Genomic DNA, 23,628 nt, shown 5'->3' with positions numbered 1-23,628 from the left:
CTCACCCCTCCGTTGAGCTGGCAAGCGCAGGCATGTGCCTGGTGCGCCGGCTGCGGAAGATGCGGCGGTGTACCTGTGCGGATGCCGCTGCGGTTGCCGGCGCCTGGGCGGGCTGCAAATCTTCCCTGGGGGAGGCGCCTGACGCCATGACCTGGACGGGTCCGCCCGCGGAAAGTTCAGCCTGGGTGTCCGCGGCGGCCACCGGAACGGGAGTGAACACTGCTGGCATCAGTGCCTCGGGTGCCAGTGCAGGCGGCGCCAATACCTCGGGCGTCAGAACAGGCGGCACCAGCGCAGCGGCAAGTGCCCTGCGGGTGGCACCCCTTCGATACAAGCCCACGCCAACGAACCGGATCACCACAGTGAGGACCACCAGCCCCCACAGCACCAGGCTCAGTTGGGCTACGAAATCGAGCAGGCCTTCAAACATGGCCCCGTCCCGGCCGAAGGTGGCCTGTGCAGGCACTGCAAAGCTTTCGATGCCCCTCATCGGAGGCCCTCCGTTGCTGTGTACGACAACTGCATCGCGTCGTTTCCCCTCTGTGTTGTGCAGGATGTCCTTCGCCGGCTTCGGGTGATGCCGCTGCAGCCGCTCAAACCCTGTGCCGCCGTCCGGATGTTGGTAGGCGCTTACTCGCTTCGCTGTGAGGCGTTCGTCATTGTGGAGGGGCTTCGCCGTCCGGAAACTCCTCAAAGTTGCACTCCAGGGGCCGCTTTCCGGGTCCCGGTGTGTCCAAGTTACGAGTAGCTGAGGATGCTTAACACGAGTACCAAGTACTCCAAAAAATTCTTGGGGATACTTACCGCAACCTGCCTTAACTACCGGGTGGTTAGGTGTTTGCCGGGCGGGCAAGTAGGGGGCATTAGGTAGTCCGCCTTCTCCGGGACGGGGAGTGGGTAGTTAGCCCGGGAAAACGGCACCGAAAACCGGGAAAACCTGTTAACCAAAAAGGCAGCACCCCCGCAGTGCGGGGGTGCTGCCTTTGGTTCTTGGCGGCCTGCTGTTTAGGCGTTGGCCTTGATGGCGGCGGCCAGGACGTCGAGGCCGTCGTTCAGCAACTCGTCGGTGATGACCAGCGGCGGGAGCAGCCGGATGACGTTGCCGTAGGTGCCGCAGGTGAGGATGATGACGCCTTCCTTCAGGCAGGCGGCGGCAACGGCCTTGGTCAGTTCCGGGTTGGGCTCCTTGGAGCCTGCCTGGACCAGTTCGATGGCGAGCATGGCACCGCGGCCGCGGATGTCACCAATCACTGCGGAGCCGGCACCGGCCAGTTCCTCCTGCAGGGCGCTGAGCCTGGTGGTGGCCAGTTCCTCGATGTGCTTGGCGCGGGCGTTGAGGCCGTACTCTTCCATGGAGCCGATGGAGGCCAGCGCAGCGGCGCAGGCCACGGGGTTGCCGCCGTAGGTGCCGCCGAGGCCGCCCGGGTGGACGGCGTCGAGCAGGTCTGCCCGGCCGGTGATGGCGGACAGCGGCATGCCGCCGGCGATGCCCTTGGCCATGGTGATGATGTCAGGAACGACGCCTTCGTGGTTGACGGCGAACCATTCACCGGTGCGGCAGAAGCCGGACTGGACTTCGTCGGCAATGAAGACGATGCCCTTGTCCTTGGCCCAGGCGGCCAGTGCCGGCAGGAAGCCCTCGGCCGGGACGATGAAGCCGCCTTCTCCCTGGATGGGTTCGATGATGATCGCGGCCACCTGGTCGCCGCCGATCTGCTTCTCGATGGCGGTGATGGCGCGCTTGGCTGCCTCGGCACCGGTGATCGAGGGGTTTTCCTCGCGGTACGGGTAGCTCATGGGCATCCGGTAGACCTCGGGGGCGAAGGGGCCGAAGTTGGTCTTGTACGGCATGGCCTTGGCGGTGAGCGCCATGGTGAGGTTGGTGCGGCCGTGGTAAGCGTGGTCGAAGGCCACGACGGCGTCGCGCCCGGTGGCCAGGCGGGCCACCTTGACCGCGTTTTCCACGGCCTCGGCGCCGGAGTTAAAGAGCACGGTGCGCTTCTCGTGGTCACCCGGGGTGAGCCGGTTCAGCTGCTCGGCAACAGCCACGTAGCCTTCGTAGGGCGTGACCATGAAGCACGTGTGGGTGAAGTGCTCCACGGCCTCCTTGACGGCACCGACGACGGCGGGATCGGACGCTCCCACGCTGGTCACCGCGATGCCTGAGCCGAGGTCGATGAAGGAGTTGCCGTCGACGTCCTGGATGATGCCGCCGTCGGCGTCCGCCACGTAGACGGGAACGCTGGAGGCGACGCCGGCCGCGACGACCGACTTGCGGCGTTCGGTCAGTGCCACCGATTTGGGGCCGGGGAAGTCGGCCTGGACTCGGCGCTTCTGCTCCAGGCGGTAGGTGAGGTCTGCTGCAGTGGTGGTCATGAGGGGTTTCCTTCTAGGAGTCGAGGGCGGACATCACGTGCTTGATGCGCGTGTAGTCCTCCACGCCGTACATGGAGAGGTCCTTGCCGTAGCCGGACTGTTTGAAGCCGCCGTGGGGCATTTCGGCGGTGAGGAGGATGTGGGTGTTGATCCAGACAGCGCCGAAGTCGAGGTCCCGGCTCAGGCGCATGGCGGTTCCGTGGTTGGTGGTCCAGACGCTGGAGGCAAGGGCGTATTCAACCCCGTTGGCCAGCTCCACGGCTTCTTCCTCGGTGCTGAATTTCTGGACCGTGATGACAGGGCCGAAGGTCTCCTGCTGCACCACGTCGTCGGTCTGCTTGGCGCCGGTGATGATGGTGGGCTCGAAGAAGTAGCCCTTCTCCCCCGCCCGGTGGCCGCCGGTTTCGATGCGGCAGTTGGCCGGGAGGTTTTCCACCACGGACGTGACGGCGTTGAAGTGGTTCACGTTGTTCAGCGGCCCGAAGTAGTTGTCTTCGTCGTTCTGCGAACCGGTGTGCAGGGTCCGGGTGTGCTCCACCATGGCGGCGACGACGTCGTCGTGGACTGAATCCTCCACCAGCACGCGGGTGATGGCCGTGCAGTCCTGGCCGGCGTTGAAGAAGGCGAATTCGGCGATGGCCGCGGCGCTCTTCTTGATGTCGGCGTCCTTGAAGACGATGGCCGGTGCCTTGCCGCCAAGTTCCAGGTGGGCGCGCTTGAGGCCCTTGGCGGCCCCGGAAGCGACGGCAATGCCGGCACGGACCGAGCCTGTGATGGACACCAGGCCGGGGACCTTGTGGTCCACCATCATGGCGCCGGTCTTGCCGGTTCCGAGGACAACGTTCAGGACGCCCGCCGGCAGGATCTCTCCGGCCAGCCGGGCGAGGACCAGTGTGGACTCCGGAGTGGTGTCCGAGGGCTTGAGGACCACGGTGTTGCCGGCGGCCAGGGCCGGACCGATCTTCCAGATGGCCATCAGGAACGGGTAGTTCCACGGAGCCACCTGGGCTACGACGCCAATGGGCTCGCGGCGGACGTACGAGGTGTGGCCCTCGAAGTACTCACCGGCGGACTTGCCCTCAAGGATGCGGGCGGCACCGGCGAAGAACCGCAGCTGGTCGGCGCCGGCGGCAACTTCCTCGGACGCAATCAGGGAGCGGACCTGGCCGGTGTTGCGGTGCTGGGCCTCGACGAGTTCGTCGCTGTTGGCCTCGACGGCGTCGGCGAGCTTGAGCAGCATCAGCTGGCGCTGGCCCGGGGTTGCGTGCTTCCACGACTTGAACGCCTCCGCGGCCGCGGCCATGGCAGCGTCCACGTCCGCCTGCACAGAGATCGGCGAGTGCGCCACGACGTCCCCGTTGGTGGGGTTGACCACGTCCAGCACCTCGGTGCCGGCGGGAGTGACGAACTTTCCGTTGATGAAGTTCTGCAAGGTTTGGACCACGGTGTGCAACCTCTTTCATAGGGGCCAACGCGCCCGGCGGAGACCACGGCGGATGGATGGAACTGCCTTGAGCCTATGCCAGCCCCCAACCCGAGTGAATAGCCACCTGCACACCCTTCGCGCAAGGACTTAGTGCGGTTGTCCAGCATCCCCGTATCCTTGTTCCATGGCCATTTCCCTCGCCGCCCTGCTGGGCGTGAACTCCCTGAAGCTGTCCAAGGCAGGGGTTGCCGAGACCACCTGGCACCAGGACATTAACTGGGTTGCAGTCACGGAGTTGGAGGACCCGCAGCGGTTCCTCAACGGCGGCGAGCTGATCCTCACCACAGGGCTGAGGTTGAAGTCCGCGCCGGAGCAGCGCCGCTTTGTCCGGCAAGTCCAGCGGGCCGGCGCGGTGGGGATCGGGTTTGGGGTGGGACTCTCGCACGATGCTGTGCCGCCGGCGCTGCTGGCGGAGGCAAACCGGTGGGGCCTGCCTGTGGTGGAAGTCCCGTACGAGACCCCCTTCATCGCCATCACCAAGCTGGTGGCGGATGCGCAGTCCGCGGACCATTACTCCAAGCTTGAACGCCTGATCGCCGGGCACCAGATCCTGGCCCGTGCGCTGCTGACCGGCGGCGGCCTCGCGGAACTGCTGAAGCAGCTCGGCAGCATGCTGCGCACGGACATCGCGCTCACACAGTTCACGGCCCAGCTGTACAACAGCAGCACCGCCACCCCCGCAGCCGATTCCTGGTCCTCCTTTCCCATCCCCACCGGCCGCCGCGACGCCTGCACGCTCTGGGTCCGCCAGCCGTTCGAGGACACGGGAATCGTGGGCTATGCGCAGAACCTCATCAGCGTGGAGCTGAACAACATGGTCAAGCAGCGGCAGGCGCAGCGTGCCCTGTGCGGCCAGGTGCTCGAGGACGTCATCCACGGCGCCCTGGAGACCAGCGAGGCGCAGCGGAGGCTGGCCGGGGTGGGCATCAACAGCACCCGCAAGAACGTCGTGCTGCTGGCTGTCTCCCCCGCCCACCACAAGGCCCTGGGGAGCACGTCTGTTCCGCGCGCGCTGGAAGGCGCGGTAGCCGCCGTCGTGGGTAAGGACCTGGTGGTGGTGATCAACGACGACGGCGGGGCGGCGCCGGCCCTGGCCCGCCAGCTCAGCGACCACCTGGCAGAGGCGGGCATCCACGCAACCATCGGCATCGGCGGCGCCTACACGAAGCCGAACGGCCTGCGCTGGAGCTACTTTGAGGCCCGCGATGCCGCAGGCCACGGGCTGCCGGTGAACGAACCTGAAAGGTTGAGCCTGACTTCGCTCCTGCTGGCCAGCGAGGACGTGCCCCTGGCGGACATGGCCCACGAATCGCTGAACCCGCTGCGGGCCTTCGATGCCGCCCACGGCGCCGAGCTGATGACCACCCTGGAGAGCTACCTGACCAACAACGGTTCGGTGGCGGCCGTGGCGGAGCAGCTCACGCTGCACCGGAACACCGTCCGGTACCGGCTGGCCCAGATCACCGAACTGACCGGGTACGACCCCTCGGTCACGCCAGACCGGGTGCAGCTATGGCTTGCCCTGGCCGTGGCGCGCCTGTCCGCGCGGCAGGGCAAATAGCCGCCCAATGACCGGGAGCGGGCCAGGTGCTGGAGCCTAGGACGCGAGGCGCTGTGGAGCCGTTCGGGAAGTAGCGCGGGCCGCTGACGGTGGTTCATTGATCTCTGCCCACACGGCGTCGAGGGACAGCCCCAGGACGTCGGCGATGGCCGCAATGGTGGGGAAAGCAGGCGTGGCCACGCGGCCTGACTCGATTTTCCGCAGGGTCTCCGGTGACACGAGGGCGTCGAGCGCAGTCTCCAGCATCGAGCGGTCCCCCCGGGCACGCCGCAGCAGCGCGCCGAGGCGTTGCCCGCGCTCGACTTCTTCGGGGGTAAGCGGCAGTCTGACCATGGTTCCAATAGTAATACCGGGATAATATGACCGGTATAGTTATTGGCCGTGAACCCTGCTGGAAACACAGCGCACACACCCTGGAACGAGCCAGCCACCGGAAAGGGCACCGCATGATCGAGATCCTCAACCCCGCCGAGATCGCCAAGGCCCGGGTGACGGGCGCCTTGGTGGCCGACATCCTGCAGGCCATGAAGAGCCGGGCCACCGTGGGCACGAACCTGCTGGAGATCGACCGCTGGACCGCGGAAATGATCACGGCGGCGGGCGCGGAATCCTGCTACGTGGACTATGCGCCGTCCTTTGGGCGCGGGCCGTTCGGGCACTACATCTGCACCGGCGTCAATGACGCCGTGCTGCACGGGCTCCCCCGGGACTACGCGTTGGTGGACGGCGACCTGCTGACACTTGACCTCGCCGTCGTCAAGGACGGCATTGCCGCCGACGCCGCCATCAGCTTCCTGGTGGGCGGTTCAGGGCCGGCCGGGAGCGTGGCCATGATCGACGCCACCGAACGCGCCCTGGCCGCAGGCATCGCCGCCGCCGGGCCGGATGCCAAGATCGGGGACGTTTCCTACGCCATCGGCCGCGTCCTCACCGACGCCGGCTACCCCATCAACAGGCAGTTCGGCGGCCACGGCATCGGCTCCACCATGCACCAGGACCCGCACGTGCCCAACATGGGCCGGCCCGGCCGCGGCTTCAAGCTCCGCCCCGGCCTGATGCTTGCCCTGGAACCGTGGATCATGGCGGATACCGCCGAACTCGTCACCGACGCGGACGGCTGGACGCTCCGCAGCGCCACGGGCTGCCGGACGGCCCACACCGAACACACCATCGCCATCACCGAGGACGGGGCTGAAATCCTCACCCTGCCCACGGGAACGCGGCCCTAACCCCCGGTGCCCTGTCGGATCGGGTCCCTAACACAGGGTTTTAGCGACCCTGAGAGATAGCGCAACAGGAGGGGCTACAGGACGCCGCCCCGCAAAAGGTCCCGTGACTTCTTGCGCGCCTTGCGGTATTTCTTCTCCGCCGCCGAGATCAGCTCATGCTGCCTGGCCAACAGGGCCGCCAAGGAGTCCGTGGCCGCCGGCGGCGCTTCGGAGCCCAGCCCGGCCAGCAGGTCCCGGGCAATGACGGCGTCGTGGTAATCGCCGAGGACCTTCTGCTGCCGGTGGGCGGCCTTGGCCACCTTCCGGGCACGCTTGCCGCTGACGGCCGCCGCAGATTCCGCTACATGCCGCAGCCGCTTGGCATCCTTGCGTACCTGGTGGAGGGCGGTCTCACGCTCGATTCCCCGGCGGGTGTGCAGCGCCGCCTTATGGGAGCGCCGGATCCGTTTGGCCGCCTTGTCCACCGCTTTCGCCACCGCGCGCCGCCCCGGCTCCACGGCGGTGCCGCGAACCGGCGGGGTGTCCCGGAAATCCTCGAGGCTGTCCAGGAGGCGGAAGTAGCGCCCGGACACCAGCGCCTCCTGCAGGAGCCGGTACCCGGCGTCGAACTTTGCCCCCGCGCGGCGGTCAAGGAAGTCCCGGGCCGCCTCGGCCCCCTCACCGGGCGGCAGTTCAGCGACCTGGCCCAGCAAACGGGAGCGAAGCACCTCGGCATCCCTGGGCGCACCGAGCACCCCGCCCAGCCATGAGAGCTCATCGCGGAGGCGCCGCACGGGAACGGCACGGTAGAGCTTGCGGTAGGCGGCGAGCGCAGACCGCATCCGGCGGGCGGCCGAGCGCATGTCGTGAATCGCCTCCGGCTCCTCCAGGCGCACTCCGGCGTCGTGTTCAAGAAGCTGATTGAGCTGGCCCGAAAGGAAGACGGTGACGACGGCGGCGGCCGGCGCTTTCTTCCCCGCCAGAAGGGCGGTGCCGCCACCCGCTTCGCCGCCTGCGGCCTTCGAAGTTCTGCCCGCCCCCAAGGCTTTGGCCAGCTTGGACGCATGGCCGGCCGGGCGGGCGCCGGCGGTGGCGAGGACCTGGCCGGCCGGTTCAAAGAGGCTGGTTGATCCATGGACCAGTTCCAGTTCCCATTCGCGCCAGTGCTTCCCGCCGGCGGCCGCGCCGCCGCCGAGGGGTTGGGCGTCCACCCTGTCGTCGGCCAGGTCGGCCAGGTGCACGCCGTCAGGTCCGTAGAGCGGGTAGGTTGTCCGCTCGGTCTTCAGCCGCACCACGGGCACGAGGGGGTTCGCGCGCACAAAGGCCTGCACGTAAGCCAGCAAGCTGTCCGGTACGACGTCGGGCTGGCCCAGTGGGGCGTGCAGCTCGCGCCGCCGCGGGGGTGCGGCCTCCGCCTGGGCCGCCCCTTCAGGAACGGCGCCTTGGGCAGCCGGCGTTTTCTCGGGTGATGCCGCTTCCGCTGGCAGCTTCAGGTGCCATCCGGCGTCCGTCCCTCCTGTCCGCCGCCTCAGAGTGATGCGGCGGGACTGCAGGGTCCGCTGGCCGGTGTCGAAGTAGACGGCCTCCAATTCGGCGGTATGGGCCTCCCCAACCCGCGCTATTCCGGGAAGCTCCTGGAGCTGCGGCACTACGGCATCATCGCCGACGTCGTACTTCTTCTCGACCTCCACGGCCTGTACAGCCTTCACAACCGCTCCTCCCACGCGTCCGTTACCGGCGATGGCCCGGACCGGCCGGGCCGCCGGGCTCCCGCTCGCATTCTATTGCCCCCACCTGCTGGACGGAGAGCTTCCCCACAAAACCCTAGACATCAAACGTCTAACCTTTAGTCTGGAAAAATGTCCGCCTCGCCACCCCCTGCCGCCGCACGCGCATCCCACCCGCCCGCACCTGTCGCCGCCGCTGAGGACGCCCCCAACACAGCGCCGGGGCTGGGCACAGCGGCACAGCCCAGCCCTGTGCAACCCAAAACAGCGCAGCCCGGCCCCCTGCCGGGCAATGCGGCGCACGTATTGGCAGCGCCCAAGACGCGCACCGCCGTCGTGTTCAGCGTCATCGCGCTGGTGCTCATAGGGCTTAACCTGCGCGCAGGCATCACGGGGGCGTCCGCGCTGCTGCACGACCTGCAGCTGGTACTCGGCTACGGCCCCCTGGTGGCGGCGATCATCCCGTCCATCCCTACGTTGTGCTTTGCACTGGCGGGCGCGGCAACGTCGTGGCTGACGGGCAAGGTAGGCGTGGAGAAGGCCATCCTGCTCTCCCTGGCCCTGCTGGCCGGGGGCCTCCTCCTCCGGGGCATTCCCGCAACAGGAATGCTCGTGGCCGGAACCGTGGTGGGCATGTCCGGGCTGGCTGTTTGCAACGTTGCCATGCCGTCCTTCATCCGCGAACACTTCGCCGCCCGCACTTCGCTGATGACGGCGGTGTACACCGTCACCATGACCACCGGCGGCACCCTGACGTCCGTGGCCGTGGTGCCGCTGGCGCAGGCCCTGAGCTCGCCGTCGGCGGCGGTTGGCTCGATCGGCATCATGGCCCTGGCCGCGCTGCTGGGTTTCCTGCCCGTTGCGCTGCACGCCCACCGGCACAGCGCACGGCCCGCAGGTGCCGGCACCTTGCCGTGGCCGCTGCTGCGGACCCGCAAGGGCGCACTCCTCACCGCAATCTTCACGCTGCAGGCCCTGCTCGCCTACGCCCTCCTGAGCTGGTTCCCCTACATGCTCACCACGCTGGGGCTCAGCGCCTCCGAGAGCGGCCTGATGTTCGGCGTGATGCAGCTGGTGTCCGTGCCCGCCGGCGTGCTGCTGATTGCCCTTGGCTCCAGGCCCGGGATGCTGCGGCCCGCGTTCTACCTGGTCAGCACCACCATGGCCGCGGGCGTGGCGCTGCTGCTGTTCCTGCCCGTCAGCCTGTCCATCATTCCGGCCGTGCTCCTGGGATTCGGGCTGGGAATTTTCCCGCTGGTCATGGTGATGATCAGCCGCAGCGGCAGGGACACCGCCGAGACCACGGCGCTGTCCACCCTGGCCCAGTCCACCGGCTACCTGCTGGCCACAGCGGGCCCGTTCGGCATGGGCATGCTGCACAGTGCCACTGGCGGCTGGACGCTGCCGCTGGCGCTGCTGCTGGTGCTGGCCGTGGTGCAGATGGCGGTGGCGCATCTGCTGACGTCCGGGAAAGTAAAGTAACAAGCCATGAGCCTTAGCCCGTCCGTCCGGCCCCCGCTTGCCGACGAGGTCACCGCCAAACTGCGCACCATGATCCACTCCGGCGAATGGCCGCTCCAACAGCGGATCCCCTCCGAGTCCGAGCTCATAGCCCGACTGGGCGTTTCGCGCGGGACGCTCCGCGAGGCGGTCAAGGCCCTGGCACACAGCGGCATGCTGGAGGTCCGGCGGGGCGATGGCACCTACGTGCGCGCCACCAGCGAAATTTCCGGCGCCGCCCGCCGGCTGTTCCAGGACCACACCGCCGAACACATCCTTGAGGTACGGCTGGGCCTGGACACCCAGGCGGCCAGGCTCGCCGCCAAGCATGCCACGGCCGACGACGTCACGGCACTCCGGGCGCTCCTCACCGCCCGGGACCAGGCCTGGCGCAGCGGTGACTGCGAAGCCTGGGCAACGGCAGACTGGGGCTTCCACGCTCGGGTGGCCCAGGCATCGGGAAATCCCCTGCTGCATGAGCTGTACGTCAGCTTTGGCCCGGCCCTGCACCAGGACCTCCTGGCGCAGCAGAAGAGACCGGGCTTCGACGGACTTCCCATGGAGGGGCACGGCATCCTGGTGGACGCGATCGAGCGCGGCGACGCCGATGCCGCGGTGGCCACCGTCAACCGGAACCTGAACTCCTGCGCCGAATGGCTCACTGCCTAGGCAGCCCGTTTCGCCGGAGCGCAACCGGTCAGTAGGCTTACTAGCTGATCCAGCTCCCCCATCCGCCGCGCACCGGTGGAATCCGTTGACTTCTGAGGAGCCTCCATGGCCCTGTTCACCCGCCACCACCGCAGCACGTGCTCCGAACACGGAGCTGCCGCCATCCCCGAGGGCGGCAGCAAGACCCCGCAGCAGCTGTGGGGCGACGGCTACGGCCGCGTGGGCATCCGGGCTGCCCAGACCCTGCTCATCCTCGCGGTGTCGGTAGTGGCCGTTTTCGCGCTCCTGCAGGTCAAGCTGCTGGTGATTCCGGTGCTCATCGCGTTGATCCTGGCCGCTGCGATCAGTCCGTTCGTGAATGTCCTTAAACGGCTCGGGCTCAATGATGCACTTTCCACCGTGACCGCCTTTGTGTCGCTCCTGGCGGTGCTGGGCGGGGTTTTCACCGTGATCTATTTCTCGGTCCGCAGCCAATGGGATGACCTGGTCCAGCAGGCCAGCTCCGGGCTGGACCAGCTGCAGGACTTCCTCCAGAACGGACCGCTGCACGTAGATGCATCACAGATCGATTCAGCCCGGAACGCGATCGTGGACTTCGCTACCAGCAGCCAGGCCCGCTCCGGCGCCATTACCGGCCTGTCTGTAGTGACGGAATTCCTGACCGGAGCCGTGCTTCTGGTGGTCATCCTGTTCTTCTTCCTCAAGGACGGCCAGCGGATCTGGAACTTCCTGATCAGCCCCTTCAAGGGCGAACGCGCCAGCCGCCTGCGCCGCGTTGGCACCCGAAGCCAGGAAGTGCTGGGCGGTTACGTACGCGGGACAGCGATTGTGGCCTTGGTGGACACGGTGGGCATCGGAGCCGCGCTGTTGATCCTGCAGGTTCCATTGGCATTGCCCCTGGCCATGGTGGTCTTCATCGGCGCGTTCATCCCCATTGTCGGTGCCACCATGGCCGGCATCCTCGCAGCGCTGGTGGCCCTCGTGGCCAACGGCCCCGTGGTGGCGCTGATCGTCGTGGCAGTGGTGGTGGCCGTCAACCAGCTCGAGGGCAACCTCCTTCAGCCGGTGGTCATGGGCAAGTCCCTACAGCTGCACGCACTGGTCATCCTGCTCGCCCTTACGGCCGGCACCCTGCTGGCCGGCATCGTGGGCGCGGTCCTGGCAGTGCCCATAACCGCCGTTACCTGGGCGATCATCAAGGTCTGGACGGTGGAGGACCCCAGCCACGCGGCCTAACACCCCCGGGATTTTCGAGCCGGTCCTTCAGTTTCGACGCACGTTTCCCCTGGCGCACCAGTTATCTCCGGCGCGCCATGGAATCAGCGCGTCGGGACCGGATTCGCGCATCGAATCCAGAACGCACGACGGCGGTCCGGCACCTTTCGGGATGAATGGTGCCGGACCGCCGTCGTACGCTGTGGGTATTCTGTGCCGTGCTACTGGCGGAGGCCTGCGAAGACGTTCTTGGGCCGCTGCATCTCGCCGTGCTTGGCGCCCAGGACCACCACTGCCCCCGCGAAGGCGGGGATGACCCACTGGAGGGCCTTAAGCTGCTGCTGCGCGGCCTTCAGTTCATCGGACGCGCCGGGCCGCGGTTCGGTGGCACCTTCGGACCCCTCACCGGCCAGCTTCTGGACCTTCTTGCCGAGGATGCCGGAATAGAGCGTGACAGCAGCGCCAGCCACAGTTACGGCCGTCTTGATGACGGTGTCCCGGGCAACGCCGTCCTGCTTGGCAATGCGGCCCTTGTTCTCGAAGGCTATGGCGAGGTCGGCGGCCAGGTGCGTGGCGAACGCTGCCGTCTGGACCGGAGCCCACCGCATCCAGCCCGCGCTCGAAAGCCGGGTGCGTTCGGATGGATCCTTGGCTTCCGCTGCCGCGCCGTTCAATCCGATGGCGCCCATCAGTGAGCCGCCAAACCATGCTGCTGCCGTCAGATCGTGGACTGACCGGGCAATGAGGTTTCCTGCCATGTTGTACATTCCTAACGTTGAACCGGTTCCGGGCCGCCGCCGGAGCGGCGTTGGCTTTCCGTGACCCAACCGTGGCCACTGTCCGCCTATGGTAAGCACACTTACTAATGTTAAGAAAGCCCGTCCCTGTCGGCGGGAACGCGTAATATCGTGGCCATGGGAAATACAGGGACTTTGTTCGGCTGGGCCTTCGGGGACCCGGCCCGCGAAAGTGATGGCAAGTACGTTGGCGGGCTCCAGGACGAGGCGCTCCGCAACGCCCGCGAGACCGCGCAGGCCAAGCACGTGGACGTTGTGGCAGGCTCGGAGGTCTTCACGGTCCTCAGCGGCAACGATTCCCTGGTGGAGCTGGACAACGCGCCGGGCCGCCTGGTGGTCCGCTGCACCGTCCACGTCGAAGGACCCGGCGCGGAGAAGCTGCGCGCCGAAGGGCCCATGAACGGCTGACCTGTGTCCGATGGCGAATCCACGCTCAGCCAGGCGGCAGATGCCGTCGAGGAAGCGTCGAACCACAAAGTCCTGGACGTCATGGCCCGCCTGGGCTTTGCGGTCATGGCCCTGCTGCATGTGATCGTGGGGGCCATCGCGGTTGCCACTGCCTTCGGCCGGCCCGGCCAGGCGGACGCCACCGGAGCCATCGAACAGCTGGCCGCCAACCCCTGGGGCCCTGCGGTCATGTGGGCCTGTGTTGCGGCCTGCACCGGACTGTCGCTGTGGCAGGCCAGCGAGGCCACCCTCCGGATGCGCGGCGAGCCACGCAAAGAACGTGTGGCAAAGCTGGTTTCGTCCGGATTCCTGGCCATCGCCTACGGCAGCGTGGGGCTCAGCTTTGCCGGCTTTGCCGTGGGGCTCCGTGGGGACTCCGGGGACAGCACGCGGGACTTCAGCGCAGCACTGATGGGCCACCCGCTGGGACCGTGGGTGCTCGTGGCCTTGGGGCTGACCATCATCGGGATCGGCGTCTACTTTGTGGTCAAGGGAGTCACCCGCGGCTTCAAGAAAGAGGAACTTTTCCACTTCAACGGGACCAGGCGCGGCAGGATCGTTGACAGCCTGGGCGTGGTGGGGCATATCGCCAAAGGCATTGCCCTGGGCCTTACCGGCCTGCTGTTCATCATCGCCGCGGCGAAGCACAGCCCGGAAGAGTCCACCGGCCTGGACGGAAGCCTCCAGGCCCTGCGCGACCACCCCTTTGGCCCCTACCTGCTGGTGGCCATCGGTGCCGGCTTCATCGCCTACGGCATCTTCGCCCTGATCCGGGCCCGGTTCGGACACATGTAGCCCGCATGATTATGGGTAGGGAGTAAACATGACCCAGCACCCGGGCGGCGCACCCGCCGCCACACGCAGCGCCGGGCAGGCGTTCGCCGCCCTGTTCCGGCTCCTGAAGGTTGCCCGGCCGGAGCGGCCCATCCATCCGCACGGACTCGGCCTGTCCGGCGAGCTCACCCGCACCGGCAACCCGGCGGCGCCGAGCGGGATCGACTGGCTCGATGAGGCGGGAGTGGATGCCGTGGAAGCCCGCTTCTCCCGCTCAGTGGGCCTTCCCCAGACACTGCCCGACATCCTGGGGCTCGCGTTGAGGGTGACCCCTTCCGCTGACGGCGACGCCCCTCCCGGCCCGGCGGACGTCCTGTTCGCCTCCACCGGATGGCGGGTGCCCGGGAGATTCCTGCTGCGGCCGCGGCTGGACGTTGCCGGCGCCACCATGACCACGCTGATGCCCTACCGCGGCCGGCAGGGCGCTGTCCTCCTGGGCCTGCGCACCCGCAGCCTCCCACCCGGATCCCTCGCGTCGGGCGAGTGGGTCCTGGGACTGCACTGGGCCACCCCGTCCGGGCGGTGGCGGGAGTGCGGCGAGCTGCGGCTGCACGCCGGACCCCATCCAACGGACACTCCCCTGCGGTTCGATCCGCTGGGAAACCAGCCGCCCGGGGCGCAGGCCTACGCGTGGACCCGGCTCCTCCGGAAGCCCTCGTACCGCGCGGCCCAACGGGCCGCACCTCCCGCCGTCGGACACCGCGCAGGCGGGCAGCCGGAACGGCCCAAGCAAAGCACCGCCAGCACCCCCGCAACCGGAAGGAACGCCATGTCCACCGTTTCGCAGCACTTCAGCTCCCCGGCCGGCGACGTCTGGCGGGTCATTGCCGACGGCTGGCTGTATTCCGGCTGGGTGGTTGGCGCGTCACGCATCCGGGATGTGGACGCCGAGTGGCCGAACGTGGGATCCCGGCTGCACCACTCGGTGGGCGCCTGGCCGCTGGTGATCGATGACAGCTCCCGGGTGTCGGCCGTGGAGCCCGGCCGTTCGCTGGAACTGGTGGCCCGTGGCTGGCCAATGGGCGAGGCCAAGGTGGAGATCACCCTTGAGGAGATGGGGGACGGCTGCCGCGTGACCATTGCCGAGGACGCCATCCGCGGTCCGGGCAAGCTGGTACCCAAGGTCCTTCGGAATGCTGCCATTTCCGCGCGCAACCGGGAGACGCTGCGCCGGCTGGAGCTGATGGCGGCCGGCGGGGCGGGCAAATAGCGCAGCAGGGTCAAAAGCGCCCGGCGGCCGGTTAACGGCAAAGGCCCGCGGAACCGGGAGGTTCCGCGGGCCTGCGGTCGGGCTTTAGACCTGTGCAGCGACGCCGTCGCGGGAGATGGCAACCATGTCCTCGCGCGGCACCACCTTGATGCGCTCGCGCTTGACCTCGACACCGTGCGATCCGCCGGCCTCGGTGGCTGCGGCACCGAGCGCAAGCTCATGGGCGTCCAGGGCCAGCCAGCCTTCCCAGCTGGTGAACTTCACGCCGCGGGCGTCCAGGAGTTCGACGACGGCGTCCTCGGCGGGTGCCGCGGCAACGGGCAGGTTTGCGCGGTCCTCGAGCAGGTAGGTCACGGTCTCAAGGGCGTCGCCCTTGGTGTGGCCGATCAGGCCCACGGGTCCGCGCTTGATCCAGCCGGTGGCGTAGATGCCCGGCACGTGGTTGCCGTCGGCGTCCAGGACGCGGCCGCCGTCGTTCGTCACGACGCCCTTCTTGTGGTCGAACTCCACGTCCGGGAGTGCGGAACCGAAGTAGCCGATGGCGCGGTACACGGCCTGGACCGGGTAGTCCACGAACTCGCCGGTGCCGCGGGCGTTGCCCGTGCCGTCCAGCTCGGTGCGCTCGAACTTGATGCCGGCCACCTTGCCGGGGGTATCGGCGTCGTCGTAGATTTCCACCGGGCTGTGCAGGAAGTGCAGGTGCAGGCGGCGGGAAGCCTTGAGCTCGGAGAGGTCCTCGGGCTGCTCGGCGATCCAGTTGGTGAGCGTGCCCACCATGGTCTTGGTCTGGTTGTTCGTCTGGATCTGGCGGTCCGATTCCTCGTCGAACTCGAAGTCCTCCGGGTAAAGGATGATGTCCACGTCCTTGGAGTGGGACAGTTCGCGCAGTTCCAGCGGGGTGAACTTAACCTGGGCCGGGCCGCGGCGGCCGAAGACGTGAACGTCGGTGACCGGAGAGTTCTTCAGGCCGGCGTAGACGTTGTCCGGGATCTCGGAGACCAGGAGGTCATCGGCGTGCTTGGACAGGACACGGGCCACGTCCAGGGCCACGTTGCCGTTGCCGAGCACGGCAATTTCCTTGGCCTCCAGCGGCCATTCACGGGAGACGTCCGGGTGGCCGTCGTACCAGGACACGAAGTCCGCGCCGCCGTAGGAGCCGTCCAGCTCGATGCCCGGGATGTTCAGGTCCGCATCCTTGATGGCGCCCGTGGCGAAGATGACGGCGTCGTAATGGGTGCGGAGGTCCTCGATGGTGAGGTCCGTGCCGTAGTCCACGTTGCCGAAGAAGCGGATGTCGCCGCGGTCGAGGACCTTGTGCAGGGCGTTGACGATGCCCTTGATGCGGGGGTGGTCCGGGGCCACGCCGTAGCGGATCAGGCCGTAGGGTGCCGGGTAGCGGTCAAAAAGGTCGATGCTCACGGTCAGCTCGCCGCTCTTGACGGCCTCGCTCTTGGTGAGGATGTCTGCGGCGTAGACGCCGGCCGGGCCGGAACCCACGACGGCGACGCGCAGCGGACGCTCGGCAGAGCCTACGGTGGTGCTAGATGACACGGCTGTGTTCCTTTTCTTCGTTCCGTCCCATCTAGGTAGCAGCTGATGTCGTTTTGAGGGCTCATAACGACATCTGCTGCTACCTAGTTGAGTGGGGCTAGGTGGTGACGACGGTCTTGCGGGGCTGGTTAGGGCTGGTGGTGCTGTAGTCAGCGGTTTTGAAGTGCGACGGCGCGAACGGGCTCACGCGCACCACGTCACCGATGACAATCACTGCGGGATTCGCGACGCCGGCGGCTTCGGCCTGCTCCGCAATGGAACCGAGCGTGCCGATGGTGACACGCTGGTCCGGCAAATAGCCGTTTTCAACGATACCAACAGGGGTCCCGGCAGGCAGTCCGGCTTCGCCCAGCGCGGATGCCGACTCACGGAGCTGGCCCACGCCCATGAGCAGGACGATCGTGTGGTCGGCGCGGGCTGGAAGCTCGGACAGTTCCTCGTGGCCGGTGACCACGCTGAAGCCCTTGGCGAGGCCGCGGTGCGTCACGGGGATGCCTGCGGCCGCGGGTACCGAGATGGCGGATGTGACGCCGGAAACCACTTCAACTTCGACGCCGTGCCGGCGGCAGTGTTCGGCTTCCTCGCCGCCGCGGCCCAGGACGTAGGGGTCGCCGCCCTTGAGCCGGACCACCCGGTGGCCCTTCAGGGCTTCCTCGACGAGGATGCGGTTAATTTCGGCCTGCGGTACCGGGTGGTGGCCGGGGGTCTTGCCCACTTCGATGACGCGGACGTCCGGGGCGAGTTCGTTGAGGAGTTCGCGCGGTCCCAGGCGGTCGGCCACCACGACGTCGGCCTGACCCAGGAGCCGGCGGCCACGGACGGTGATGAGGCCGGTGTCGCCGGGGCCGCCGCCCACAAGGGCCACGGAGCCGCGGTGGGCGCGGCGGCGGCGGAGCGGAAGGTCCCCGGTTTCGAGGGCGGTGGCGACGGCGTCCCGGACGGCCATGGCGCGGCGCGGGTCTCCCCCGGCGTTGACGGCGATCTTGACGTCATCAACCACGGCGACGGCGGGAGTCCAGGCGGCGGATGCTTCGTGGTCGGAGGCGTTGACACACCACACGCGCTGTGCCTCGGCGTCGGCCGACACGAGGGCGTCCACGGCGGGATCGCCGGTGGCTGTCTGGACGAACCACGCGCCGTCGACGTCAGTGGATTCGTAGGGGCGGGCCGCCCAGGTGAGGAGGCCGGCGCCGGCCATGTCCTGCAGCGCGGGAGAGGCAACGGGTGCCACGACGGTGACCAGGGCCCCGGCGTCGAGCAACCCCTTGGCGCGGCGGGTGGCCACGGGCCCGCCGCCCACCACCAGCACGGGGCGGCCGAGCAGCCGCAGCGCCGTGGGGTAAATATCCTGTATTGCCATGGATCAACGGTAGGGCTGCGTCACAATGGCCCACAAAGGCTCAGCAACACCAGTTCACGTAAGGTAACGCTGCGTCACATAGCCGGGCTGCCGCCGTTGTGCCCGCCACCGTGGGGCAGATTGACGCCGATAAAGGCCGGCGCAGCCTCAATCCGCGGCGTGCCCGTGTCGAAGTGCCCCACGACGGCGGCTGGCCGACCTACTGCGCGGCACCAGGCAGCCCGCGCGCGAGAGCCTCGTTGAGCAGGGCGGTCGCCGTCCACCGTTGGGAGGCGACGGCGTCGTCCCGGCTCAGGCCGCCGATGTCCGTGAGCCAGACCAGGGACTCGATGCCGATGGCACTGCGGATCGCCAGGACCAGCCGCTGAATGTCCTTTTCCGCCATCGTTTCCTGAAGCGGGGAGAGTGCTTCGGCGATCCAGGCGATCGCCCGGCCCTGCCGCAGGGGCAGGCCTTTTTGCTCCTCGGCGGTCTGCTCAAGGGACAGCCTCAGCATGGTTCGCTGCTGCGCTTCCGTTTCGAGGATCATCCGGGTGAACTCCACGACGACGGCGTCCAGGCGCTCGGCGACGTCGGCCGGCGGATCGTCCGGCAGCATCGACGTCCGGGCAGTTTCCGGATGGGCGGCGGCGAGCAATTCACGCTGCCCCGGGAAATACCGGTAAGCGGTGCTGCGGGCGACGCCGGCGACGAGTGCAGCCTCGTCCACCGTGGGCGTGGCGCCGTCTGCGACAAGCTGACCCGCCGCTGCGACCAGGGCATCCAGGGTGCGGCGTTTCTGGCCCGTGCGGCCGACGTCTGCGTAGGGTCTTGACATGCACTTCATGGTACTCCAGTCTTGTTATGGGACTTCAGTCCCATAAACCCATCAGCGTCGAGGCGGCCACCATGGAGACCAGGAATTCAGCATCCGCAATTGTCCGGCAACCCGGCGAAGGTGCCAGGCGCTGGTTCTTCGGCGGCGGCGTACACACCTGGAAGGCCACGGAGGAAGACACCGCCGGGGCGTTCCTGCTGTTCGAAGACGAGATGTCCGTCAATAAGGTCACTCCCCTGCACACCCATGCGGAGTCCGATGAAACGCTGTACGTCCTGTCCGGGGAGATCCTGTTCAACATGGACGGGACCGAGCATCGGCTCGCAGCAGGCGGCGTGGCCATAGCCCCACGCGGCGTCCCGCACGCCTTCAAGGTCACGCAGGAGGGCACCCGTATTTTGTGCCTACAGACGCCCGGAGTAGCCCAGGCTTTCTACGATGGCGCGAGCGAGCCCGTCGGTCCGGGCCCTGACGCTGGGGCTGGCGGCCCCGGCGGAGGCAGCCGGCAAGTGGATTTCGGCAGGATCAGAGAATCCGGCCGGCTAAACGGAGGAATTGAGATCATCGGCCCGCCTCCGTTCCCGGAACCTTAAGGCTGACGAACCGCCAGGAACTTCCCGCGGTCCCGGATGAGCCGTTCCAGGTAGCCCTTGAGGACGAAGCGTTCGACGGCGCGGCCCGCGGCGCCAAACGGGGCACTGAACTCCACCCTGTCCATCATGACGCTGCCGGTTGCCGTGGCCTCGAAGTCGTGGACGTGCCGGAAGGCTTTGAACGGGCCTTTGACCTGTTCGTCCGTGAAGCTGCGGGGGAAGTCCAGGTGCGTGACCCTGCTGGTCATGGTGAGGGGGACGCCGAAGTGCCGTGCCCGCCAGGTGACCTCTTGGCCGTTGCCGATCAGTCCCCCGGTGACGCCAGCTGTGGCCCGCTCCCCTGAGCTCCGTTGGGAATCCACGTGCAGGTCGATGCTGCGGGCCCGGTCGAACAACTGCTCCACCGGAAGCGGGGACTCGGTGCGGCACTCGAAGCTGAGGGTCATGGCGCTAGTCTGCCATGGACACGGGACCCGCCATGGTGGGGCACATTGCGGCGGTTCCGGGGCGGGCCAGCCCCGTTCACCGGCGTGTCCGGGTCGAAGTGCCCCGGTTCCGTCAGCGCCGGACGCAGGAAAACAGTGAGCCCGACGGCGGGAGGTCGCCGTCGGGCTCTGCGGTGCGTTGGGAAGGTGTTGGGTCAGCGGGTGCTGCCGGCCAGCAGGCCGCGGGCGGCGCAGGAGGCGCTTCTCGATGGGCGCGAACACCAGCAGTTCGATCAGGATGCCGACGCCGAGGATGAGCAGGATCGCTGACATCACCACTGTCATGTCGGACAGCGCCCGGCCCTGGTCGAGCAGCGAGCCGAGGCCGAAGCCGATGGTGCCGCCCACGGCGATGATTTCCGCGGCCATGAGGGAGCGCCAGGAGAACGCCCAGCCCTGTTTGAGGCCGCCCAGGTAACCCGGCAGCGCGGCCGGCAGGACCACCTGCAGCGCCATCTGCAGCCGGTTGGCGCCGAGGACGGTTCCCACGCGGCGGAACTGTGGCGGAATCTGGTCCACACCTGAGATCAGCCCGTTGATGATGGAGGGGATGGCGCCCATGAACACCACGAAGTAGACGGTGGCGTCAGTGAGTCCGAACCAGATGATCGCGGCCGGCACCCAGGCCACGGAGGGCAGGACCTGAAGGCCGGAAATCAGCGGCCCGAACGCGCGGCGCAGCGGCGCAACCTGGGCCAGCAGCAGCCCCACCGGAGTGGCGATGGCCACCGAGATCAGGAACCCCACCAGGCCGCGCTGCAGCGAGGTCCACATGGCTTCCTGCAGCTTGCCTTCTGTCCACAGGACTCCCATCTGCCCTGCCACATCCAGCGGACCGGGAACCAGGTCGCGGCGCTTGACGCCCAGGGAGACGTAGAACTGCCAGACGAGCACCAGGACCACCAGCGCGGCCACCGGCAGGAGCACGCGGCTCCAATCGATCCGGTGCTTCCGTTCGGCGTCGGACTGCAGCGAATCGAGCCCCGACTCGAGCTCCCGGAGGTCCTCCTTGCCGGTGGACGTCCGCGTCAAAGCGGCATGCACATACTCCGCCCGGCCCGGCGCGGCGTCCGGCTCTGTTTCCGCAAGGGGTGTGGTGTTACTTGGCATGGCGGCGAATCTCCTCACGCAGCCGGGCGGTGATGACCCCGGTGAGCTGGCCGGCGAGCCCGGCGTCGGTTCGGTGTTCCTCGGTGACGTCCCATTCCTGGACCACACGGCCGGGGCGGGAGGAGAGCAGCAGCACGCGCTGGCCCAGCCGGACGGCCTCGCGGACGTTGTGGGTGACGAAGACGATCGTGCGTCCGGTTTCCTTCCAGATGCGCTCCAGCTCGTCGTGCAGCAGGTCGCGGGTGATGGCGTCCAGGGCGGCGAACGGCTCGTCCATGAGCAGCAGCTGCCGGTCCTGGGCGAGGGATCGGGCCAGCGAGACGCGCTGGCGCATGCCGCCGGACAGCTCGTGCGGCCGCTTGTCCCCCGCCGTGCCCAGGTGGACCAGTTCCAGGAGTTCTTGAGCCTTGGTGCGCCGGTCGGCTTTGCCCACGCCGCGAAGCTTCAGGGCCAGCTCGATGTTTTCCCGGGCCGTCAGCCAGGGGAACAGGGCGGCGTCCTGGAACATGAAGGCGGCACCGTCGCTGGGGACTTCGAGGGCGCCCGACGACGGCGCTTCCAGTCCGGCGATGATGTTCAGCAGGGTGGATTTGCCGCAGCCGGACGCACCGAGGAGGGCGACGAATTCGCCTTTCCCGATGTTGGCGTTGACGTCGTCCAGCACCGGGGCGCCGTCGCCGAAGCGCTTGCCCAGGTTTTCCAGTACGACTGGCATGGTGCCGTCCTTAGGTAGTGGGGGTGGTTCAGTCCTGGCCGAGGCCGGCTGCTGAAATCTTGCTGGTGCCGGTGGCGGCGGCAACCTCGTTAAGGGCACGGAGGTCGAACAGCCCGTTGAGGTTGGCCTGCTTGGTGGTCCCTGCTTCGACGCCGTCCTGCAGCAGCCGCGGGTAGCTTCCGGCCAGCGGGTCCAGGGTGAAGGTGATGTTGGCGAGGGAGCGGGACAGGACGTCGTCGGCGAGCGTGGCTCCGGCAGACTCCTGCAGGCCCGCGTTGATGACACTGGCCTTCTCAGGCTCCGGAGCTTCGTTGAGCCAGGCCACGGACTTTGCGTGGCCGGCCAGCAGCGCCTTGACGGTGTCCGGGTGGTCGGCAGCGTACTTCTGGTTCACGATCAGGACGGTGGTGGGGAACTCGCCCGGCTTGCCCGTGCCGGTCCCGTCCCACAGGTCCTTTTCATCCACCAGGACCTTGGCGCCGGCCTGGAGCACCAGGCGTGAGGCCCACGGCTCCGGCAACCACGCGCCGTCGAGCTTTCCGTCCTGGAACAGCTTGAGCGTCTGGGCGTTGTCCGTGGGGTTGATGGCGACGTCGCCGCTGCCGTCCACGTTGGTCTTGTACCCCTGCCCGGCGAGCCAGGCGCGGAGGGCCACATCCTGGGTACCGCCCAGTTGCGGGGAGGCCAGGGTCCTTCCCCGGAGGTCCGCAGCGGAATTGATCCCCGGCTTAACCACCAGTTGGGCCCCGCCCGCGGCTGCGCCGGCGATGACTTTCACGGACTGGCCAAAGCTTTTGACGAAGGAGTTGATGGCCGGGTTGGGGCCGATGTAGGCAGCGTCGATGGCGCCCGCGTTGAGCGCCTCGATGGCGGCGGGGCCGGCGTTGAACGATTCGGTGCTCAGCTGGGTGCTGCCCAGGGCGTCGGCAAGGAACCCCTTCTTGATGCCCACCAGCGCGGGAGCGTGCGTCACATTGCCGAAGTAGCCGAGCTTCAGTGCGGCCGCCGGCGTTGGTTCGGCCGCCTGGGCCTCGGTGTTGCGGGCAACGGAGGAAGCCACCACCGCGCCGACGGCGATCAGCAGGACCAGCCCGATGGCCAGGGCGGCCTCGATGGCACGCTTGCGCCTGGGAACCGCGCTTTCGCCTGCCACGATGCGGGTCATCCCGGGCTTGGAACTAGTCATTGTTTCACCATAGGGAGTGGCCCAAAGCCGTTCAATGAAGCCTCAACGGAGGGTCACGCGGGTTCATGCGGCGTCATATTCAGCCGCACAGTCACCGGGTTTTGACGCCTCAGCGGCCTTTGACGTTGACCAGCCGGCGCAGCTTGTGCCGCACCGCGACAAGCCCCCACCGCGCCCCTGCCTCCACGGTTCCGCCGCCCAGGCTCCGCGGCTAACGTGGCATCACGGCAACCGCCGCAACATCCCCACCCGGCGGCCGCAAGGAGACGCAACATGGTGAAGGTGCAGACCCGGATCCACATCGACGGGCCCCGTGCCGAGGTAGCGGACTTTGCTGCCAACCCGGACAACGCCCCGCAGTGGTACGTGAACATCCACAGCTCGCAGCGGCTCACCGGCGGGCCGTTGGGGGTTGGTTCGAAAGTGGCTTTCAACGCCGCGTTCATGGGCCGGGAGCTCAGCTACACCTACGAGCTCGTGGAGTATGTCCCGGGAGGGAAGCTGGTGATGCGCACCGCGCAGGGCCCGTTCCCCATGCAGACCACCTACACCTGGACGGACGACGACGGCGGAACGCTCATGACGCTCGGCAACACCGGGAGCCCCTCGGGTTTCCCGCGGCTGGCCGGGCTGGTTATGGCCCCGATGATCCGCCGCCAGACCCGGAAAGACCTGCAGAAGCTCAAGCGGATCCTTGAGGGGCGGCAGTAACCCTGCAGAGACGACAAAACCGCGGCTTGTTCGCAACACCTCGCCTTGAAGGCCGGGTTTTGCGAACAAG

22 protein-coding genes and 1 pseudogene are annotated in these 23,628 nt (G+C 67.8%); 10 read left to right on the top strand and 13 right to left on the bottom strand.

Annotated elements, in window-relative coordinates:
• Position 1: 1 nt before the first annotated feature.
• The 3 genes from QE394_RS15030 to QE394_RS15020 all read right to left on the bottom strand — a co-directional run bounded on the left by QE394_RS15030 (position 2) and on the right by QE394_RS15020 (position 3,820).
• Entirely contained in the window at positions 2 to 490 is a 489-nt protein-coding gene (locus tag QE394_RS15030; RefSeq protein ID WP_349034978.1) for a hypothetical protein, read from the bottom strand.
• Positions 491 to 1,005: 515 nt separating this feature from the next.
• Positions 1,006 to 2,376 carry a 4-aminobutyrate--2-oxoglutarate transaminase gene (gene gabT, locus QE394_RS15025; RefSeq protein WP_349034977.1) on the bottom strand — a complete coding sequence of 457 codons (1,371 nt, stop codon included), beginning with the start codon at positions 2,374 to 2,376 and terminating at the stop codon, positions 1,006 to 1,008.
• Positions 2,377 to 2,389: 13 nt separating this feature from the next.
• Positions 2,390 to 3,820 carry an aminobutyraldehyde dehydrogenase gene (locus tag QE394_RS15020; RefSeq protein ID WP_056076399.1) on the bottom strand — a complete coding sequence of 477 codons (1,431 nt, stop codon included), beginning with the start codon at positions 3,818 to 3,820 and terminating at the stop codon, positions 2,390 to 2,392.
• Between the two features lie 166 nt (positions 3,821 to 3,986).
• On the opposite strand from QE394_RS15020, the gene QE394_RS15015 reads away from it, so the two are divergent.
• Positions 3,987 to 5,423 carry a PucR family transcriptional regulator gene (locus QE394_RS15015; protein WP_261619272.1) on the top strand — a complete coding sequence of 479 codons (1,437 nt, stop codon included), beginning with the start codon at positions 3,987 to 3,989 and terminating at the stop codon, positions 5,421 to 5,423.
• Positions 5,424 to 5,459: 36 nt separating this feature from the next.
• Here QE394_RS15015 and QE394_RS15010 read toward each other — a convergent pair whose 3' ends face one another.
• Positions 5,460 to 5,756: a helix-turn-helix transcriptional regulator gene (locus tag QE394_RS15010; protein WP_056075641.1), complete on the bottom strand. Its 297-nt coding sequence runs from the start codon at positions 5,754 to 5,756 to the stop codon at positions 5,460 to 5,462.
• A gap of 113 nt (positions 5,757 to 5,869) precedes the next feature.
• Here QE394_RS15010 and map point away from each other — a divergent pair, with 113 nt between their 5' ends.
• Positions 5,870 to 6,652, top strand: a complete 783-nt coding sequence (map, locus tag QE394_RS15005; protein ID WP_349034976.1) for a type I methionyl aminopeptidase — start codon at positions 5,870 to 5,872, stop codon at positions 6,650 to 6,652.
• Between the two features lie 74 nt (positions 6,653 to 6,726).
• Here map and QE394_RS15000 read toward each other — a convergent pair whose 3' ends face one another.
• Entirely contained in the window at positions 6,727 to 8,340 is a 1,614-nt protein-coding gene (locus QE394_RS15000) for a CYTH and CHAD domain-containing protein (RefSeq protein ID WP_349034975.1), read from the bottom strand.
• Positions 8,341 to 8,490: 150 nt separating this feature from the next.
• Here QE394_RS15000 and QE394_RS14995 point away from each other — a divergent pair, with 150 nt between their 5' ends.
• The 3 genes from QE394_RS14995 to QE394_RS14985 all read left to right on the top strand — a co-directional run bounded on the left by QE394_RS14995 (position 8,491) and on the right by QE394_RS14985 (position 11,763).
• Positions 8,491 to 9,840, top strand: coding sequence for an MFS transporter (locus QE394_RS14995; protein WP_349034974.1), 1,350 nt, complete (start codon positions 8,491 to 8,493; stop codon positions 9,838 to 9,840).
• A 6-nt stretch (positions 9,841 to 9,846) separates the two neighbouring features.
• Positions 9,847 to 10,527, top strand: coding sequence for a FadR/GntR family transcriptional regulator (locus tag QE394_RS14990; protein ID WP_268156526.1), 681 nt, complete (start codon positions 9,847 to 9,849; stop codon positions 10,525 to 10,527).
• Between the two features lie 105 nt (positions 10,528 to 10,632).
• Positions 10,633 to 11,763, top strand: coding sequence for an AI-2E family transporter (locus QE394_RS14985; RefSeq protein WP_056075652.1), 1,131 nt, complete (start codon positions 10,633 to 10,635; stop codon positions 11,761 to 11,763).
• Between the two features lie 200 nt (positions 11,764 to 11,963).
• Here the strand turns inward: QE394_RS14985 and QE394_RS14980 are convergent, their stop codons facing one another.
• On the bottom strand, positions 11,964 to 12,500 hold the full coding sequence (locus tag QE394_RS14980; protein ID WP_349034973.1) for a hypothetical protein: 537 nt from the start codon (positions 12,498 to 12,500) through the stop codon (positions 11,964 to 11,966).
• Between the two features lie 156 nt (positions 12,501 to 12,656).
• On the opposite strand from QE394_RS14980, the gene QE394_RS14975 reads away from it, so the two are divergent.
• From QE394_RS14975 to QE394_RS14965, 3 genes are read left to right on the top strand one after another with little or no spacing between them, the layout of a single operon-like run.
• Positions 12,657 to 12,947 (top strand): hypothetical protein, encoded by a 291-nt coding sequence (locus QE394_RS14975; protein WP_056075655.1) that lies wholly within the window; start codon positions 12,657 to 12,659, stop codon positions 12,945 to 12,947.
• 3 nt (positions 12,948 to 12,950) lie between these two features.
• On the top strand, positions 12,951 to 13,781 hold the full coding sequence (locus QE394_RS14970) for a DUF1206 domain-containing protein (protein ID WP_349034972.1): 831 nt from the start codon (positions 12,951 to 12,953) through the stop codon (positions 13,779 to 13,781).
• Between the two features lie 28 nt (positions 13,782 to 13,809).
• Complete coding sequence (locus QE394_RS14965) at positions 13,810 to 15,030, top strand: SRPBCC family protein (RefSeq protein WP_349034971.1); 1,221 nt, start codon at positions 13,810 to 13,812, stop codon at positions 15,028 to 15,030.
• Positions 15,031 to 15,114: 84 nt separating this feature from the next.
• On the opposite strand, the gene QE394_RS14960 is transcribed toward QE394_RS14965, so the two are convergent.
• From QE394_RS14960 to QE394_RS14950, 3 genes are all read right to left on the bottom strand, one after another.
• Positions 15,115 to 16,581, bottom strand: a complete 1,467-nt coding sequence (locus tag QE394_RS14960; protein ID WP_056075661.1) for an FAD-dependent oxidoreductase — start codon at positions 16,579 to 16,581, stop codon at positions 15,115 to 15,117.
• A gap of 97 nt (positions 16,582 to 16,678) precedes the next feature.
• Positions 16,679 to 17,941, bottom strand: coding sequence for a uroporphyrinogen-III C-methyltransferase (cobA, locus tag QE394_RS14955; protein ID WP_056075664.1), 1,263 nt, complete (start codon positions 17,939 to 17,941; stop codon positions 16,679 to 16,681).
• Positions 17,942 to 18,140: 199 nt separating this feature from the next.
• Positions 18,141 to 18,758: a TetR/AcrR family transcriptional regulator gene (locus tag QE394_RS14950; protein WP_349034970.1), complete on the bottom strand. Its 618-nt coding sequence runs from the start codon at positions 18,756 to 18,758 to the stop codon at positions 18,141 to 18,143.
• 26 nt (positions 18,759 to 18,784) lie between these two features.
• On the opposite strand from QE394_RS14950, the gene QE394_RS14945 reads away from it, so the two are divergent.
• A complete protein-coding gene (locus QE394_RS14945; RefSeq protein ID WP_235501269.1) occupies positions 18,785 to 19,351 on the top strand; it encodes a cupin domain-containing protein in 567 nt (188 codons plus the stop codon).
• Here QE394_RS14945 and QE394_RS14940 read toward each other — a convergent pair.
• The 4 genes and pseudogenes from QE394_RS14940 to QE394_RS14925 form a co-directional block, all read right to left on the bottom strand.
• Positions 19,348 to 19,797 (bottom strand): SRPBCC family protein, encoded by a 450-nt coding sequence (locus QE394_RS14940; protein ID WP_349034969.1) that lies wholly within the window; start codon positions 19,795 to 19,797, stop codon positions 19,348 to 19,350. The two genes, QE394_RS14945 and QE394_RS14940, sit on opposite strands and share 4 nt — an antisense overlap.
• A 194-nt stretch (positions 19,798 to 19,991) precedes the next feature.
• Positions 19,992 to 20,946, bottom strand: a pseudogene (locus tag QE394_RS14935) (ABC transporter permease).
• A complete protein-coding gene (locus QE394_RS14930; RefSeq protein WP_056075674.1) occupies positions 20,936 to 21,661 on the bottom strand; it encodes an ABC transporter ATP-binding protein in 726 nt (241 codons plus the stop codon). Before QE394_RS14930 ends, QE394_RS14935 begins: the two are co-directional and overlap by 11 nt.
• A 28-nt stretch (positions 21,662 to 21,689) precedes the next feature.
• Positions 21,690 to 22,826: an ABC transporter substrate-binding protein gene (locus QE394_RS14925; RefSeq protein ID WP_349035418.1), complete on the bottom strand. Its 1,137-nt coding sequence runs from the start codon at positions 22,824 to 22,826 to the stop codon at positions 21,690 to 21,692.
• A gap of 294 nt (positions 22,827 to 23,120) precedes the next feature.
• Between QE394_RS14925 and QE394_RS14920 the strand changes: the two genes are divergently transcribed.
• Complete coding sequence (locus QE394_RS14920) at positions 23,121 to 23,558, top strand: SRPBCC family protein (protein WP_349034968.1); 438 nt, start codon at positions 23,121 to 23,123, stop codon at positions 23,556 to 23,558.
• Positions 23,559 to 23,628 lie beyond the last annotated feature (70 nt).

It is taken from the genome of Pseudarthrobacter sp. SORGH_AS 212 (assembly GCF_030818145.1).
Lineage (GTDB): Bacteria > Actinomycetota > Actinomycetes > Actinomycetales > Micrococcaceae > Arthrobacter.
Note: the sequence above shows the minus strand (reverse complement) of the source record. Positions and strands in the feature narration are given on the sequence as shown.